The sequence below is a fragment of the Streptomyces eurocidicus genome, from assembly GCF_002891295.1.
Lineage (GTDB): Bacteria > Actinomycetota > Actinomycetes > Streptomycetales > Streptomycetaceae > Streptomyces > Streptomyces eurocidicus.
This window is the reverse complement of sequence record NZ_LGUI01000009.1, coordinates 301,982-317,765: the sequence shown is the minus strand read 5'-3', so window position 1 is coordinate 317,765 and position 15,784 is coordinate 301,982. Positions and strand designations below refer to the sequence as shown.

Genomic DNA, 15,784 nt, shown 5'->3' with positions numbered 1-15,784 from the left:
GGGAGCCTCACCCGTTTGCCATGGTCGTCGCCGACGGGTTAGAGTGACGTTACCGACGCGGGGTGGAGCAGCTCGGTAGCTCGCTGGGCTCATAACCCAGAGGTCGCAGGTTCAAATCCTGTCCCCGCTACTTGCAGACGAAGGCCCGGATCCCCAGGATCCGGGCCTTCGTCGTACGCGCGGGTGAAGCGGGCCCGCGAGGAGGCGGCGCGAGGCCGCCCGCCGTCAGCCCGCCGCGCAGTTGGGGCACAGCCCCCGGTACGTCACCTCGACCGCGGCGACCTGGAACCCGAAGCGTTCCTCCGGCGGCAGCTCCGCCAGGAGGTCGCCCGAGGGGTGGACGTCGCGGATCGTGCCGCACTGGGAACACACCAGGTGCTGGTGGGCGTGGTGCGCGTTCGGGTCGTAGCGCTTGGCGCGGCCGTCCGTGCTCACTTCCATGATCTCGCCCAGGGAGACCAGCTCCCCGAGGGTGTTGTACACCGTCGCGCGCGAGATCTCCGGCAGCAGATGCGCCGCCCGGGCGTGCACCTCGTCCGCGGTGTAGTGCACATGGTCCCCGTCGAGGACCTCGGCGACGACGCGTCGCTGCGCGGTCAGCCGCCAGCCGCGTCCCCGGAGCCGTTCCAGCAGGTCACTCATGCCATTCACCTATCAGTCAGATGGGACCAGCGTAGCAGCGGGCCCCGTCCATCACTGGACCTGATATTCATCTCTCCCTCTTCTTGACTTAGACAAAGTCCAATGTAGGATCGAGCTCGGTTCAGGCCAAGGTGGCAGGGCGAGATGACGACGGAGGCAGACGTGTCGGTTCAGAGCGAGGCCGTGACGCAGACGGGTCCGCTGACCACGGAGTCCGGTGCTCCGGTCGCGGACAACCAGAACAGCGAGACCGCGGGCGTCGGTGGCCCCGTCCTGGTCCAGGACCAGCTCCTGATGGAGAAGCTCGCGCACTTCAACCGTGAGCGCATCCCGGAGCGCGTGGTGCACGCCCGCGGCGCCGGCGCCTACGGCACCTTCACCGTGACCGCCGACGTCAGCCGGTGGACCCGGGCCGCCTTCCTCTCCGAGGTCGGCAAGCGGACGGAGACCTTCCTGCGCTTCTCCACCGTCGCCGGCAACCTCGGCTCCGCCGACGCGGTCCGCGACCCCCGTGGCTTCGCGCTGAAGTTCTACACCGAAGAGGGCAACTACGACCTCGTCGGCAACAACACCCCGGTGTTCTTCATCAAGGACGCCATCAAGTTCCCCGACTTCATCCACACCCAGAAGCGCGACCCGTACACCGGCTCGCAGGAGGCGGACAACGTCTGGGACTTCTGGGGCCTGTCGCCGGAGTCCACCCACCAGGTGACCTGGCTGTTCGGCGACCGCGGCATCCCGGCGACGCTGCGCCACATGAACGGCTACGGCTCGCACACCTACCAGTGGAACAACGAGGCCGGCGAGGTCTTCTGGGTCAAGTACCACTTCAAGACCGACCAGGGCATCGAGAACCTCACCCAGGACGAGGCCAACAAGCTGGCCGGCGAGGACCCGGACTCCCACCAGCGCGACCTGCGCGAGTCGATCGAGCGCGGCGACTTCCCGAGCTGGACCGTCCAGGTGCAGATCATGCCGGCGGCCGACGCGGACACGTACCGCTTCAACCCGTTCGACCTCACCAAGGTGTGGCCGCACGAGGACTACCCGCCGATCGAGATCGGCAAGCTGGAGCTCAACCGCAACCCGGAGAACGTCTTCGCCGAGGTCGAGCAGTCGATCTTCTCGCCGGCGCACTTCGTGCCGGGCATCGGCCCCTCCCCGGACAAGATGCTCCAGGGCCGGCTCTTCGCCTACGGCGACGCCCACCGCTACCGCGTCGGCATCAACGCCGACCACCTGCCGGTGAACCGTCCGCACGCCACCGAGGCCCGGACGAACAGCCGCGACGGCTACGCCTACGACGGCCGCCACGGCCGCGCCAAGAACTACGAGCCCAACAGCTTCGGCGGCCCGGCCGAGACCGGCCGTCCGCTGTGGCAGCCGGTCCCCGTGACCGGTGCCACGGGCAACACCGCCGCCCCTTCGCACGCCGAGGACGACGACTTCGTCCAGGCGGGCAACCTCTACCGGCTGATGTCGGAGGAGGAGCGGGAGCGCCTGATCGCCAACCTCGCCGGCTTCATCGCCAAGGTGTCGCGCGACGACATCGCCGAGCGCGCGATCAACAACTTCCGCCAGGCGGACCCCGACTACGGCAAGCGGCTCGAAGCCGCGGTCCAGGCCCTGCGCGGCTGAGCGCCCCGCGGCGGGTGAACCGCCGCGGGGGCTGTCCCCTCAGCCGCTTGCCGTAAGAACGGAGAGGCCGGACGCCAAGGGGCTCCGGCCTCTCCGGCTGCCCGCGTGCACCCCCGTCCGGGGATCCATGGCCGCGTCAGGCCGACAGGGCGCCCTCCCGTGCGCGCAGGGGCGCCCAGCAGCGGATGATGTCGCGCACCGACACCACGCCCACCGGCCCCTGGTCGTCGAGGACGATGAGGTGCCGGAAGCCGCCGCGCGACATGGCGTTCGCGGCCTCGTCGAGGGTCCACTCGGGGGCCGCGAAGACCACGTCGGTGGTGGTGTGGGCGTGGGCCGTCTCCCGGTCGGGGTCCTGGCCGGCGCCGACGGAGTTGAGGATGTCGCGCTCGGTGAGGATGCCGAGCCCGCAGGTGTCGGGATCCAGGACGACCGCCGCCCCTATCCTGCGCGCGGACATCAGTCGCGCTGCCTGCCGGAGGGTGTGTGCGGGGCCGATGGTGAGGACCACTGTGCTCATGGCGTCGCGGACGAGCATGGCCGGAGCCACCTCCTTGGCGGACCGTGAACTCCGAGAAGGAATTCACAAGTTCACAAGCGTGGGAGCTCCCATCGTCACATGACACCGAGGGGACAACAAGGGGCGCGCGGAGCCGGAATGTCCCTTCCGCGCGCTCCGGTGGAGTCGCCCCGGCGCGGGGCGCACACCGTTCCTACGACTGGAGGTAGCCCAGCAGCTCGTCGTGGAGCAGGCCGTTCGAGGCGGCGGCGTTGCCGCTGTGCGGGCCCGGCACCCCGTCCAGGCCGGTGAAGCGGCCGCCCGCCTCCTCGACGATGACCACGTTGGCCGCCATGTCCCACAGGGACAGCTCCGGCTCGGCGCAGATGTCCACCGACCCCTCGGCGACCATCATGTACGGCCAGAAGTCGCCGTAGCCGCGCGTCCGCCAGCAGTCGCGGGTCAGGTCCAGGAAGCCCGGCAGCATCCCGCGCTCCTCCCAGCCGCTCAGCGAGGAGTAGGCGAACGACGCGTCCGAGATCCGGCCGACCCGCGAGACCTGGAGCCGGGTGGCCGACGTCAGGCTGCGCCCGGTGTAGGCGCCCGAGTCCTTGGCGGCCCACCAGCGGCGGCCCAGGGCCGGTGCCGAGACCACCCCGACGACCGGCTGGTAGCCGCCCTCGCCCTGCACCATCAGCGAGATCAGCGTGGCCCAGACCGGCACCCCGCGGACGTAGTTCTTCGTGCCGTCGATCGGGTCGATGACCCAGCGGCGCGGCCCGGTGCCGTCGCTGCCGAACTCCTCGCCCAGGACGGCGTCGCGCGGGCGGGCCCGCTGCAGATGGCCGCGGATCAGCTCCTCGGCGGCCTTGTCCGCCTCGCTCACCGGGGTCATGTCCGGTTTGGTCTCGACCTTGAGGTCGAGAGCCTTGAACCGGTCCATGGTCGCCGCGTCGGCGGCGTCCGCCAGGACATGGGCCAGGCGCAGATCATCGTGGTAGTCGGACATGGCTGAACAGTACCCGTGGGTGCCCGTCGGTCGGCCGCGGCCCGCCAGGACTCTTGACACCGTATGGCGGTACGTCAATTCTGTGCGCACGACCGCCGTGCGGCCGCACGGCCGGGGAGGCGACGATGCCCGCGGCACGAGAACACTTGCTGGACGCGGCCTTCGCGGCGCTCGGCAGCCGGCCCTGGAGCGGGGTCCGGATGGTCGACGTCGCGGCCGCCGCCGGGGTCTCCCGGCAGACGCTCTACAACGAGTTCGGCAGCAAGGACGGGCTGGCCCGCGCCCTGGTGCGGCGCGAGACGGAGACCTTCCTCGCCGGGGTCGTGAAGGCCCTCGCCGGGGCCGGTCCCGGCGCGGACGCGGCGGACCGCTGTGCCGCCGGTGCCGTGTGGATCCTGCGTACGGCCCGTGTCAACCCCCTCGTGCGGGCCGCGCTGACCGGCTCCAGGGGCGACCGGCTCCCCGCCGCGGCGGCCCCCGCCGACCCGGCGCGCCGGGTCGTCCCCGGCTCCGCCGCCGCCCGCGCCACCCCGACGCCGGGCGCCCTGGCGGACGGCGTCCGGGACCGCGTGATCGAGGCGGTCACCGCCGGGGAGGCGGATACGGAGGGCGCCGCGGAGGCCGCCGGGGACCGCGCGGCGGGACCCTCCGGGGGCGCCGGCCGGCCGGTGGGCGCGGTGCCGTGGGCCTGTGAGATGGCCGTCCGGCTGACGCTGTCCTACATCGTCGCGCCGGCCGGACCGGACGACGGGGCCGCCGCGGATGTCGCCCGTCTGGTCCGCGCTCTTGTGGGCGACGGCCGGGGCGCCGGGTTCACCTGAGCCAGCCGATGCGGACGCTGGTCTCGCTGCCGAGCCCCGGCGCACCGGTGTTGGCGAGGCCCTTGCGGAGGGCCAGGATCTGCGGGCGCTGGTAGAGCGGCACCGAGTGGCCGAGCTCCCAGAGCTTCGCGTCCGCCTCGTTGTAGAGCGCGATCTGCTTCTGCGGGTCGGTGGTCCGGGACGCCTCCACCATCAGCTTGTCGACCTCGGGCGAGGAGACCCGGCCGTAGTTGCCGAAGGAGCGGTCGCCCTCCGGCTGCCGGTAGTCCTGGTAGGAGCTGGAGCGGTAGATCCGGTCGACCTGGCGGAACTGCGTGAGGTCGTAGTTGCTCCGGTGGACGTACTGGTCGAAGTAGTCGTCGCCCGGCACCTTGCGCAGCTCGACCTTGATCCCGGTCTCGCCGAGCATCTGCTGGGTGAGCTTGGCCTGGTCCTCGGCGAGCCCGGTGGCGTCGGCGGGCATCACGTACTCCAGGGTCAGCGGCTTGCCGTCCTTGGTGCGCGGCTTGCCGGCGCCCCCGTCCCGCCAGCCCGCCTCCTCCAGCAGCTTCTTCGCCCGGGCGACGTCGCGCTTGCCGAAGGCGCCCGCGTTGTCCCGGTAGCCCTCCTGGTTGGGCATGAAGAAGTGGTTGTTCACCACCTTGGGCTGGAAGGGGAGGTCCTTTCCGGCCACCTTCACCAGCGCCTCGCGGTCCACGCCGAGGGTCACCGCCTGGCGGACCCTCACGTCCTGGAGCGGGCCCCGCCCGCCGTTCATGCTGAGCGTCACCTGGTCCCAGCGGGCGCCGATCCGGAAGTCGGTGTCCTTGTCCTCCTTGAGCCGCTTGTACGCCTCGGGGGTGACCGCGGGGGCCTCGTGGATCTCCTTGTTGAGGTACGCGTCGGTCCGGGCGGTGCTGTCCATGGCCCAGAAGATGTACTTGTCCAGCTTGGGCTTCTCGCCCCACCAGGCGGGGTCCGGCACCAGGGTGATGGTCTTGGCGGTCTTGTCGTACTGCCCGACCTTCCAGGCGTTCGACGTCACGGGCACGGTCCCGGCCCAGCTCTTGTTGAAGCTCTCGGGCGTGGCGTTGAGGGAGGCCGGGAGCAGCGGGTCGAAGAGCATCTGCCAGTCGGCGAACGGGGTGGCGAAGGTGACCCGTACCTCGTGCTCGTCCTTGCCCTGCTCGACCTTGGCTATCTGGTCGTAGCCGCTGGTGGTGGCGACCTGGTAGCCCTTGTCCTTGCCGCTGAGCGCCTTCCACTGGGCCTCGAAGTCGGCGGCGCCCAGCGGCTTCCCGTCCGACCACCTGGCCTTCGGGTTCAGCTCGTACGACACCACCTGCGGGTCGTTCGAGACGACCTTCGCGGAGGCGAGGAAGTCCGGGTTGGAGTGCGGGACGCCCTTGGCGTCGAGGGTGAAGAGGTCCGGCTCGACCAGCTCGGTGATGGCGGACGCGTCGCCCTGGGTGCCGTCCGTCTGGTTGGGGTTGTACTGGTTGATCCACTGCTGGATCGAGACCTTGTACACACCGCCCTGCTTGAGGTCCCCGGCCGGGTGCGGGTTGAGGTCCTGCGTGCCGGCCGCCGGCGCGGCCTTGCCCGGCGCGTCGTCGGACGCGTCGCTCCCTCCGCCGCCGCAGGCGGTGAGCACCAGTGCCGCGGAGACGGTCGCGGCGACGACGGCAGCGGCTCTGACGGCGCTGTTCATGGGCGGGGTTCCTCTCGGCTGACGGACGCACGGGCCCGGTCACCGTATGCACGACACACCAGTCACAACAGGTCACTTGGGTAGGCGTTCGAAGCATTTAGCACGCCTGAAACGCGTATGACATATGAAGAAACCACTCCGCTTTATCCAGCGGATAGCGTCACTCCCCGTGCTCGCCTATCTGACCAAACGGCTCGGGTACTACGTCGTGCTCCTCGCCGTGGCCGTCTTCGTGTCCTACGTGCTCTCGTCGCTCGCGCTGTCCCCGCGCGGCTACTTCGAGGGGCGTCAACCCCCGCCGCCCGCCGACTCGGTGGAGGCGCAGCTGACCGCGCTCGGCATCAACGACCACACGCCGGTGCTCGACCGCTTCGGCGCCTGGTTCTCGCACGCCGTGCGCGGCGACCTCGGCCGCACCATCGACAGCGGCAGCGTGGGCGAGGAGTTCGGCCGCCGGATCGGCGTCAGCCTGCGGCTGCTGCTGGCGGGCACGGTGCTCGGCACGGCCGCCGGCATCCTCGCCGGAGCCTGGGGAGCGCTCCGGCAGTATCGTTTTTCCGATCGGGCGGTCACCTTCTTCGCGTTCCTGCTCCTCTCCACGCCCACCTTCCTCCTCGCCGTGCTCCTCAAGGTCGGCGCGATGAAGGTCAACCAGAGCGCGGGCACCGAGATCATCTCCTTCACCGGCGAGAAGACCCCCGGACTCACCGGCTCCGCGGGCACCTTGCTCGGCGACCGCGCCGTCCACCTGCTGCTGCCCACCCTGTCCATCGCCCTGGGCACCGCCGCCGCGTACAGCCGATACCAGCGCGGCACCATGCTCGACGTGCTCGGCTCCGACTTCCTGCGCACCGCCCGGGCCAAGGGGCTCACCCACCGCAGGGCCGTCCTCACCCATGGGCTGCGGACCGCGCTCGTGCCCATGTCGACCTTCTTCGCCTACGGGTTCCTGGCGCTGTTCACCGGCGCCGCGTTCACCGAGAAGATCTTCGGCTGGCACGGCATGGGCTCCTGGTTCATCGACTCCATCGGCAAGAGCGACGTGAACTCCGTCGTCGCGGTCAATGTGTTCGCCGCCGTGATGGTGCTGCTCTCGGGCTTCCTGGCCGACGTCCTCCACGCCGCGCTCGACCCCCGCGTCCGCACCAGCTGAGCCTTGACCGAGTGAGGCCCCCACCATGACCACCACCGCCACCCCGCCCGCCGCCGGACCGGAGCACACCCCGGAACCGGACGACGCACCGGAGCGGGCCGCGCCGCCCGGCCGCGCCCGCGTCGCCCTGCGGCGCTTCGCCGGGAACGCCAACGCCGTCGTCGGCGCCACCGTCCTGCTCCTGCTGTTCCTGCTCGCCGCCGCCGGCCCGTACCTGACACCGTGGAACCACACGGACATCGACTACACCGCCCTGCGCGAGGCCCCTTCCGCCGACCACTGGTGGGGCACCACCCGCATCGGCCAGGACGTCTTTGCCCAAGTCCTGCACGGGCTGCGGAAATCCCTGCTCATCGGGCTGCTCGTGGCGCTGTTCGCCACCGTCCTCGCCTCCGTCGTCGGCGCCTGCGCGGGCTACTTCGGCGGCTGGACCGACCGCGTCCTCACCTTCTTCATCGACCTGCTGCTCGTCTTCCCCACCTTCCTGATCATCGCCATCGTCTCGCCCCGGCTGCGCGACACCGGCTGGCTCGCCCTCGTCGGCCTGCTCGCCGTCTTCGGGTGGATGATCACCGCCCGGGTGGTCCGCTCGATGGCCCGCTCCCTGAAGGAACGCGACTTCGTCCGCGCCGCCGAACTCATGGGCGTACACCCGCTGCGCATCGTCTTCCGGCACATCCTGCCGAACGTCTCCTCCTTCCTCATCGTCGACGCCACCATCGCCGTCGGCGCCGGTGTGATGAGCGAGACCAGCCTGTCGTACTTCGGATTCGGCGTGCGGCCGCCCGACGTCTCCCTCGGCACGCTCATCGCCGACGGCTCCGACGCCGCCCTCACCTACCCCTGGATGTTCTTCTTCGCCGCCGGGCTGCTCGTGCTCTTCGTCCTCGCCGTGAACTTCCTCGGCGACGGCCTCCGGGACGCCCTGGACCCCACCTCGGGCCGGGCCCCGGGCAGGAAAAGGCGCCGTGCGCGCCGGAAGGGAAAGCGCGCATGAGCGCCCCGGTCACCGACGCCCCCCGCACCACCGCCCCGCCGGTCCTCGACATCCGCGACCTGCGGGTCGACTTCGACGGCCCCGACGGGCCGGTGCCCGCCGTCCGGGGCGTCGACCTCGCGCTGCGCCGCGGCGAGGTCCTCGGCCTGGTCGGCGAGTCGGGCTCCGGCAAGTCCACCGTCGCCCTCGCCGCCATGGGCCTGCTGCCCCGCACCGCCCGTGTCCAGGGCTCCGTACGGGCCGCTGGCGAGGAACTGCTCGGCGCGGACGAACGCGCCCTGGCCAGGATCCGCGGCCGCGGGATCGCCATGGTCTTCCAGGACCCGCTCTCCGCGCTCACCCCCGTGCACCGCGTCGGCGACCAGATCGCCGAGGCCGTCCGCGTCCACCAGGACGTCTCCCGGGCCCACGCCCGGCGCCGCGCCGTGGAGCTCCTCGACCTCGTCGGCATCCCCGAGCCCGGCCGCCGCGCCGACGCCTACCCCCATGAGTTCTCCGGCGGCATGCGCCAGCGCGCCGTGATCGCCATGGCGATCGCCAACGCCCCCGACGTGCTCCTCGCCGACGAACCCACCACCGCCCTCGACGTCACCGTGCAGGCCCAGGTCCTCGACGTGCTGCGCACCGCGCAGCGGGAGACCGGCGCCGCCCTGCTGCTCGTCAGCCACGACCTCGGGGTGATCGCCGGCATGGCCGACCGGGTCGCCGTGATGTACGCGGGCCGGGTCGTCGAGAGCGCCCCCGCCACCGAGCTGTTCGCCGCGCCCCGGATGCCCTACACCGTCGGGCTGCTCGGCGCCGTGCCCCGCCCCGACACCGCGGACCGCCCGCTCACCCCCATCCCCGGCGCGCCGCCCGAGCTCCGGCTGCTGCCCCCGGGCTGTGCCTTCGCCCCCCGCTGCCCCCTCGCCGACGACGGCTGCGCCGTCGCCGAACCCGCCCTCACCGGTACCGGGGACCATCTCGCGGCCTGCCTCAGACCGCCCGCCGCCGACCCGGCCACCCTGTTCCCCGTACCCGACCACACCCCCGCGCGGGAGGCCGTGCCCCGCGAGGAGCTGCCCTCCGTGCTCCGGGTGCGGGGGCTGGCCCGTACCTTCCCGGTCCGCAAGGGCGGCGTCTTCCGCCGCCGCGTCGGCAGCGTGTACGCCGTCGACGGCGTGGACCTCGACATCCGGCGCGGCGAGACCCTCGGCCTCGTCGGGGAGTCCGGCTCCGGCAAGTCGACCACGCTCATGGAGATCCTCCGGCTGGCCGCCCCCGAGGCCGGGACGGTCGACCTCCTCGGCCGCTCCACCAGTGAGCTGACGAAACGTCAAGCACATGCCCTGCGCGGCTCGGTGCAGATCGTCTTCCAGGACCCCATGGCCAGCCTCGACCCCCGGATGCCCATCGGCGACATCGTCGCCGAACCGCTGCGCGCACAGGGCGCGAGCCGCGCGGCCGCGGCCCGGCGGACCCCGGAACTGCTGCGCCTGGTCGGTCTGGAGGCCGCCCACGCCGGCCGCTTCCCGCACGAGTTCTCCGGCGGCCAGCGGCAGCGCGTCGGGATCGCCCGGGCCCTCGCCGTGCGGCCGGAGCTGCTGGTCCTGGACGAGCCGGTGTCCGCGCTCGACGTGTCGGTGCAGGCCGGTGTGCTCAACCTGCTGCGGCGGCTCAAGGACGAGCTGGGGCTCGCCTACCTCTTCGTCTCCCACGACCTCGCCGTCGTACGGCACATCGCCGACCGCGTCAGCGTGATGTACCTCGGCCGGACCGTGGAGACCGGCCCGGTCGAGGAGGTCTTCGCCCGCCCCCGCCACCCCTACACCCGGGCCCTGCTCTCGGCCGTGCCCGTGCCCGACCCGGCGCGGGAGCGGAACCGGGAGCGGATCCTCCTCGCCGGGGACCCGCCGAGCCCGGTGCTACGGGAGCCGGGCTGCCGCTTCCGGGGCCGGTGCCCGGTGTACGCGGGGCTGGCCGCGGCCGAGCGGGCGCGCTGCGCGGAGGAGCGGCCGGAACAGCGGGCCTTCGGGCCGGACCGGACGGCGGCCTGTCACTTCGCCGAGCGGGTCAGTGCGCCGACCCCGACAGCTGCAACCCCATGACGCCCAGGACCACCAGGCCGATCGAGACCAGCTTGAGGGTGGACACCAGGTCACCGAGGAAGATCATGCCGTAGACGGCGGTGCCGGCCGCGCCGATGCCCGTCCACACCGCGTAGGCCGGGCCGACGTCCAGCTTCTTCAGGGAGAGCGTCAGCAGACCGAAGCTGCCCAGCGCGAAGCAGGCGAAGGCGATGGTCGGCCAGAGCCGGGTGAAGCCGTGCGAGAGCTTGAGACAGACGGCGAAGCCGGTTTCCAGCAGACCGGCGACCACGACCAGCAGCCACGCCATCAGATTGCCTCCCGTTGCTCGGTGACCGCCGTCCGTCCCGGTGCTGTTGCCCTTGCCGCTGACGGTCACCCGCAAACGTAGGCGATCAGTCGCCTTCGCGCCGCTCCCGGGTCGCGAGCAGCCGCCGCAGGGAGTAGAGCCGCTGCGGATCGGCGTGGCCGTCCGCCACCCACTGGTCCAGCGCGCAGTCCTGCTCGTCGTGGCTGCACGCGCGCGGGCAGCCCTCGGTGCCCGGCTCCAGGTCGGGGAAGGCGTGGATGACGCGCGAGGGGTCGATGTGGTGCAGGCCGAAGGAGCGCACGCCCGGGGTGTCGATGACCCAGCCCGAGCCGTCCGGCAGCGGCAGGGCCAGCGCCGAGGTCGTGGTGTGCCGGCCCCGGCCGGTGACGGCGTTGACGTGCCCGGTGGCCCGCTGCCGCTCGACCAGGGCGTTGACGAGGGTGGTCTTGCCGACGCCGGAGTGGCCGACGAAGGCGGTGACCCGGCCCGTCAGCTCCGCGCGGACCCGCTCGGCGGCCCCGCCGTCCGCCAGCTCCTCGCGGCTGGTCACCACATGGCGCACCCCGAGCGTCCCGTAGGACTCCAGGAGCTTGTCCGGCGAGGCCAGGTCGGACTTGGTCAGCACGAGCAGCGGCTCCAGGCCGGCGTCGTAGGCCGCGACCAGACAGCGGTCGATCAGCCGGGGGCGCGGCTCGGGGTCGGCCAGCGCGGTGACGATCGCCAGCTGGTCGGCGTTGGCGACGACGACCCGCTCGTACGGGTCGTCGTCGTCGGCCGTACGGCGCAGCACGGAGGAGCGCCCCTCGACCCGGACGATCCGCGCCAGGGTGTCCTTCGCGCCGCTCAGATCGCCCACGACGGCGACCCGGTCACCGACGACGGCGCCCTTGCGGCCCAGCTCGCGCGCCTTCATCGCGACGATGGTGCGGTCCTCGACGAGGACGTGCAGCCGGCCCCGGTCCACGGTGAGGACGAAGCCCTCGGCGGCGTCCTCGTGCTTGGGGCGGATGTTGGTGCGGGGGCGGTTGCCCTTGCGGTTGGGGCGGACGCGGACGTCGTCCTCGTCGGGGTTCTTGCCGTAGCGGCGCATGGTGCTCTTCGTTCTCTCAGACTCTCGACGCCGTCGTCGCCCCCGCGACGGGCCCCAGCATCCCGGTCCACAGCGCCGGGAAGTCGGGCAGGGTCTTGGCGGTGGTGGCGACGTTCTCCACCCGGACGCCGTCGACAGCCAGGCCGATGACCGCGGCGGCGGTGGCCAGCCGGTGGTCCTCGTAGGTGTGGAAGACCCCGCCGTGCAGGGCGCGCGGGCGGATGCGCAGCCCGTCCTCGGTCTCGACGACGTCGCCGCCCAGCTCGTTGATCTCCTTGGCCAGCGCGGCCAGCCGGTCCGTCTCGTGCAGCCGCAGATGGGCGATGCCGCGCAGGACGGACTCGGAGTCGGCGAGCGCGGCGACCGCCGCGATCACCGGGGTGAGCTCGCCGACCTCGTGCAGATCGGCGTCGATGCCGGTGATCCGGCCGGTGCCGGTGAAGGTCAGGCCCGCCTCGGACAGCTCACAGCTGCCGCCCATGGCGGTGAAGATGTCGCGCAGCGCGTCACCGGGCTGCGTGGTGTGCTCGGGCCAGTCCGGGATGGTGACCCGGCCGCCGGTGACCAGGGCCGCCGCCAGGAACGGCGCGGCGTTGGACAGGTCGGGCTCCACGACGATGTCCCGGCCGAGCAGGGCGCTGGGGGAGACCCGCCAGACGTTCGGCTCGCCGCCGGACTCCGGGGTGTCGACCTGCGCCCCGGCCATCCGCAGCATGTCCACGGTCATCCGGATGTGCGGCATCGACGGCAGCACGGCACCGACGTGCCGGACCTCGACGCCCTGGTTGAAGCGCGGGCCGGAGAGCAGCAGCGCGCTGACGAACTGGGAGGACGAGGAGGCGTCGATCTCCACCGGGCCGCCGTCCAGCGCCCCGGCGCCGTGCACGGTCAGCGGCAGCGCGCCGCGCTCGTTGTCGTCGATCCGGGCGCCGAGGGCGCGCAGCGCGTCGATCACGCCGTGCAGCGGGCGCTCGTAGCTGCGCGGGTCGCCGTCGAAGCGGACGGGGCCGTCGGCCAGGGCGGCGACGGGCGGCAGGAAGCGCATGACCGTGCCGGCGTTGCCGACGTCGACCGTGGCGGGGCCGCGCAGCCGGGCCGGGATGACCCGCCACGCCCCGCCCTCGCCGGCGTCCGCGGCGCTGCTGGAGGACACCGTCTCCTCGATGCCGACGCCCATGGCGCGCAGCGCCTCGGCCATCAGCAGGGTGTCGCGGGAGCGCAGCGGCCGGCGCACCCAGCCCGGCTCGGCGGCGAGCGCGGCCAGGACGAGGGCGCGGTTGGTGACCGATTTCGAACCGGGCACGGTGACGGTCGCGTCGACCGCCCCTGTGGCGAGGGGGGCGGGCCAGAGATCGGTGTGCGTGCTGCTCTCGGTCATGCCTTCACCTTAGTGGCTCGTACCGGGTCATAGACCGAGCAGCCAGCGCCCGCCCCCGATCAGCGCGCACAGCGAGACGACGTGGAAGAAGCCCAGCCAGACCACGGCGGGCAGATGGGTGAGCCGGGCGAGCTGGTCGGCGTCGGAGTCCGCCGCCCCGCCGAGGCGCCGCCTGCGCTGGAGCTCGAAGGCCGGCCGGACCCCGCCCAGCAGCATGAACCAGACGACCCCGTAGGCGAACAGCGCCTGCACGGCCGGACCCGTCAGCCAGGAGACCAGCACGAACGCGGCACCGGTGACCACCACCGTGAGCAGTCCGAAGGCGTTGCGGACCATCACCAGCAGGGCGGCGAGCAGCGCCGTCGCACCCCACAGCAGCGCCGTGATGTGGCCGGCCGCGAGCAGCCCGGCGCCGGCGAGGCCGAGCAGCGAGGCGGCGGGATAGCCGGCCGCGGCGGTGAGGATCATCCCGAGGCCGGTCGGCCTGCCCCGGGAGACGGTCAGCCCCGAGGTGTCGGAGTGCAGCCGGATGCCGTCCAGCCGGCGCCCGCTCAGCAGGGCCGTCAGACCGTGGCCGCCCTCGTGGGCGATGGTGATGGCGTTACGGGTGATCAGCCAGACGCCGCGCGGGACCACCGCCGCCAGGGCCACGACCCCTGTGACGACCACCAGCCACAGGGCGGGGTCGGGCTGCGTCGCGAACACGCGGTCCCAGAGGTCGGTGGAGTGGGTGCTGTCCATTTGTGCGCGGCTCCTGGTGGGTCCGTGGCAGGGTGGCGATCATGTGTGGTCGATATGCGGCGAGCCGGAGCCCCGAGGATCTCGTGGGGCTCTTCGGGGTCGAGAAGTGGGAACCGGCGGAGACGCTCGCGCCCGACTGGAACGTGGCGCCCACGAAGAGTGTCCACGTCGTGCTCGAGCGTCCTCTGAAAGACGCCAGGGACCGCGGTCCGGTTCGCCAGCTGCGCTCACTGAGATGGGGATTGGTTCCCTCCTGGGCGAAATCGCCGGAGGGTGCGGCGAAGATGATCAACGCACGGGCGGAGACGGTGCACGAGAAGCCGTCCTTCCGGAGCGCCTTCGAGGCGCGCCGCTGCCTCATACCCGCCGACGGCTACTACGAGTGGGTCACCGGCGCGGCGGAGCGCGAACTGGAGGAACAGGGCCGGCGCAAGCGCGCCCGTAAGCAGCCCTACTTCGTCACTCCTGCGGACGGCTCGGTCATGGCGATGGCGGGCCTGTACGAGTTCTGGCGCGACCCCACGCTGCCGGGCGACGACCCCCGGGCGTGGTGGGTGACGTGCTCGGTGATCACCACGGAGGCGGAGCGGGAGCCGTTCGCCTCCGGCGGCGGCCTGGAAGGGGCGCCGCGGTCCCTGGCGGAGATCCACCCGAGGATGCCGCTGGTGCTGCAGGCGGACCGGTGGGGGGAGTGGCTGGATCCGTCGACGCCGGGGGAGGCCGTGCGGTCTCTTATGACGGCGCCGCCTGCCCGGTCGGTACGGGCGTACCCGGTCGCTACGGCGGTCAGCGATGTCCGTAAGAACGGACCGGAGCTGCTGGTGGAACTGGAGGCACCGGAGGAGGCGACGCTGTTCTGACTGATCGCCGGACGGGCTGAAATCAGCCCGTCCGGCGATTGAGGACATTCGGGAAGGGGCGGGGTGGGGAAAACTGTCCGCCGTGATCGACATCGTTCCCACCCCCGCCGGTGACGCCCGTATCCACTGGCACAGAGCCCCCCGCCCCCGCCAGCTCCTCGCCCTCGGCCACGGCGCCGGCGGCGGCGTCGAGGCCCGGGACCTCCAGGCACTCGCCGCCGCGCTGCCCGCCCACCACGTCACCGTCGCCCTCGTCGAACAGCCCTGGCGCGTCGCCGGCCGCAAGGTCGCCCCCGCGCCGAAGACGCTGGACACCGCCTGGACCGCGCTGTGGCCCGCGCTGGCCGCGCCCGGTCTGCCCGTGATCGCGGGCGGCCGCAGCGCCGGGGCCAGGGTCGCCTGCCGCACCTCGGCCGGGCTCGGCGCCGCCGGCGTCCTGGCGCTGAGCTTCCCGCTGCACCCGCCGGGCAAGCCGGAGAAGTCGCGGGCGGACGAGCTGACCGGCACCGGTCTGCCCACGCTCGTCGTCCAGGGCGCCAAGGACCCCTTCGGCCGGCCCGGGGAGTTCCCGCCGGACACCGCGCTCGTGCCCGTACCCGACGCGGACCACGGCTTCGCGGTGCCCAAGAAGGCCGCCACCGGCCAGAAGGAGGCGCTCGAAGTGATCACGCGGGCAGTCGTCGACTGGCTCGACGAACTCCGGAAGTAACCCCTCCGATATTTCCCCCGGCACCCGTTCGGCCGGATGCGCGAACCCGGGAATGCGCCGTGCCCCTTGACTGTTGTGTACATCGTCACGACAGACCCGCTGGATACCGGCGTGACGCCGGAGCGCTACGGCACGACAGAGGAATGGGAGCTCGCCGCATGGGTTCGATCGCATGCCTGTC

The 15,784-nt window shown here is 72.3% G+C and carries 15 protein-coding genes and 1 tRNA gene; 8 read left to right on the top strand and 8 right to left on the bottom strand.

Translation table 11 applies throughout. The features are described from left to right. Positions 1 to 56 precede the first annotated feature (56 nt). Positions 57 to 130: transfer RNA gene (locus AF335_RS25435), tRNA-Met, on the top strand. A 95-nt stretch (positions 131 to 225) separates the two neighbouring features. Here AF335_RS25435 and AF335_RS25430 read toward each other — a convergent pair. Further along, entirely contained in the window at positions 226 to 642 is a 417-nt protein-coding gene (locus tag AF335_RS25430; RefSeq protein ID WP_087926361.1) for a Fur family transcriptional regulator, read from the bottom strand. Positions 643 to 786: 144 nt separating this feature from the next. Here AF335_RS25430 and AF335_RS25425 point away from each other — a divergent pair, with 144 nt between their 5' ends. After that, entirely contained in the window at positions 787 to 2,280 is a 1,494-nt protein-coding gene (locus tag AF335_RS25425) for a catalase (RefSeq protein WP_102920737.1), read from the top strand. Positions 2,281 to 2,416: 136 nt separating this feature from the next. On the opposite strand, the gene AF335_RS25420 is transcribed toward AF335_RS25425, so the two are convergent. Next, positions 2,417 to 2,818, bottom strand: a complete 402-nt coding sequence (locus AF335_RS25420; protein ID WP_102920736.1) for a CBS domain-containing protein — start codon at positions 2,816 to 2,818, stop codon at positions 2,417 to 2,419. A gap of 175 nt (positions 2,819 to 2,993) precedes the next feature. Further along, complete coding sequence (gene hisN, locus AF335_RS25415; protein WP_102920735.1) at positions 2,994 to 3,788, bottom strand: histidinol-phosphatase; 795 nt, start codon at positions 3,786 to 3,788, stop codon at positions 2,994 to 2,996. Positions 3,789 to 3,913: 125 nt separating this feature from the next. On the opposite strand from hisN, the gene AF335_RS25410 reads away from it, so the two are divergent. Beyond that, the gene (locus tag AF335_RS25410) at positions 3,914 to 4,609 is read left to right on the top strand and encodes a TetR/AcrR family transcriptional regulator (protein ID WP_102920734.1); all 696 of its coding nucleotides are present in this window, start codon (positions 3,914 to 3,916) and stop codon (positions 4,607 to 4,609) included. Here AF335_RS25410 and AF335_RS25405 read toward each other — a convergent pair. Then, complete coding sequence (locus tag AF335_RS25405; RefSeq protein WP_102920733.1) at positions 4,602 to 6,299, bottom strand: ABC transporter family substrate-binding protein; 1,698 nt, start codon at positions 6,297 to 6,299, stop codon at positions 4,602 to 4,604. The genes AF335_RS25410 and AF335_RS25405 overlap by 8 nt on opposite strands. A 169-nt stretch (positions 6,300 to 6,468) precedes the next feature. On the opposite strand from AF335_RS25405, the gene AF335_RS25400 reads away from it, so the two are divergent. Genes AF335_RS25400 through AF335_RS25390 form a run of 3 tightly spaced genes read left to right on the top strand, consistent with a single transcriptional unit; the run spans position 6,469 to position 10,536 of the window. Then, positions 6,469 to 7,452: an ABC transporter permease gene (locus tag AF335_RS25400; protein ID WP_102920732.1), complete on the top strand. Its 984-nt coding sequence runs from the start codon at positions 6,469 to 6,471 to the stop codon at positions 7,450 to 7,452. 25 nt (positions 7,453 to 7,477) lie between these two features. Beyond that, positions 7,478 to 8,449 carry an ABC transporter permease gene (locus AF335_RS25395; protein WP_102920731.1) on the top strand — a complete coding sequence of 324 codons (972 nt, stop codon included), beginning with the start codon at positions 7,478 to 7,480 and terminating at the stop codon, positions 8,447 to 8,449. Continuing rightward, the gene (locus tag AF335_RS25390) at positions 8,446 to 10,536 is read left to right on the top strand and encodes a dipeptide ABC transporter ATP-binding protein (RefSeq protein ID WP_102920730.1); all 2,091 of its coding nucleotides are present in this window, start codon (positions 8,446 to 8,448) and stop codon (positions 10,534 to 10,536) included. Before AF335_RS25395 ends, AF335_RS25390 begins: the two co-directional genes overlap by 4 nt. On the opposite strand, the gene AF335_RS25385 is transcribed toward AF335_RS25390, so the two are convergent. The 4 genes from AF335_RS25385 to AF335_RS25370 form a co-directional block, all read right to left on the bottom strand. Next, the gene (locus AF335_RS25385; RefSeq protein ID WP_102920729.1) at positions 10,502 to 10,825 is read right to left on the bottom strand and encodes a DMT family transporter; all 324 of its coding nucleotides are present in this window, start codon (positions 10,823 to 10,825) and stop codon (positions 10,502 to 10,504) included. The two genes, AF335_RS25390 and AF335_RS25385, sit on opposite strands and share 35 nt — an antisense overlap. 85 nt (positions 10,826 to 10,910) lie before the next feature. Beyond that, entirely contained in the window at positions 10,911 to 11,915 is a 1,005-nt protein-coding gene (gene rsgA / locus AF335_RS25380; protein ID WP_102920728.1) for a ribosome small subunit-dependent GTPase A, read from the bottom strand. 16 nt (positions 11,916 to 11,931) lie between these two features. After that, positions 11,932 to 13,293 (bottom strand): 3-phosphoshikimate 1-carboxyvinyltransferase, encoded by a 1,362-nt coding sequence (gene aroA / locus AF335_RS25375; protein ID WP_102920727.1) that lies wholly within the window; start codon positions 13,291 to 13,293, stop codon positions 11,932 to 11,934. Positions 13,294 to 13,320: 27 nt separating this feature from the next. Further along, positions 13,321 to 14,034 (bottom strand): M50 family metallopeptidase, encoded by a 714-nt coding sequence (locus tag AF335_RS25370; RefSeq protein ID WP_102920726.1) that lies wholly within the window; start codon positions 14,032 to 14,034, stop codon positions 13,321 to 13,323. 41 nt (positions 14,035 to 14,075) lie between these two features. Here AF335_RS25370 and AF335_RS25365 point away from each other — a divergent pair, with 41 nt between their 5' ends. After that, positions 14,076 to 14,894: an SOS response-associated peptidase gene (locus AF335_RS25365; protein ID WP_102920913.1), complete on the top strand. Its 819-nt coding sequence runs from the start codon at positions 14,076 to 14,078 to the stop codon at positions 14,892 to 14,894. 82 nt (positions 14,895 to 14,976) lie between these two features. After that, the gene (locus AF335_RS25360) at positions 14,977 to 15,603 is read left to right on the top strand and encodes an alpha/beta hydrolase family protein (RefSeq protein WP_376697766.1); all 627 of its coding nucleotides are present in this window, start codon (positions 14,977 to 14,979) and stop codon (positions 15,601 to 15,603) included. Positions 15,604 to 15,784 lie beyond the last annotated feature (181 nt).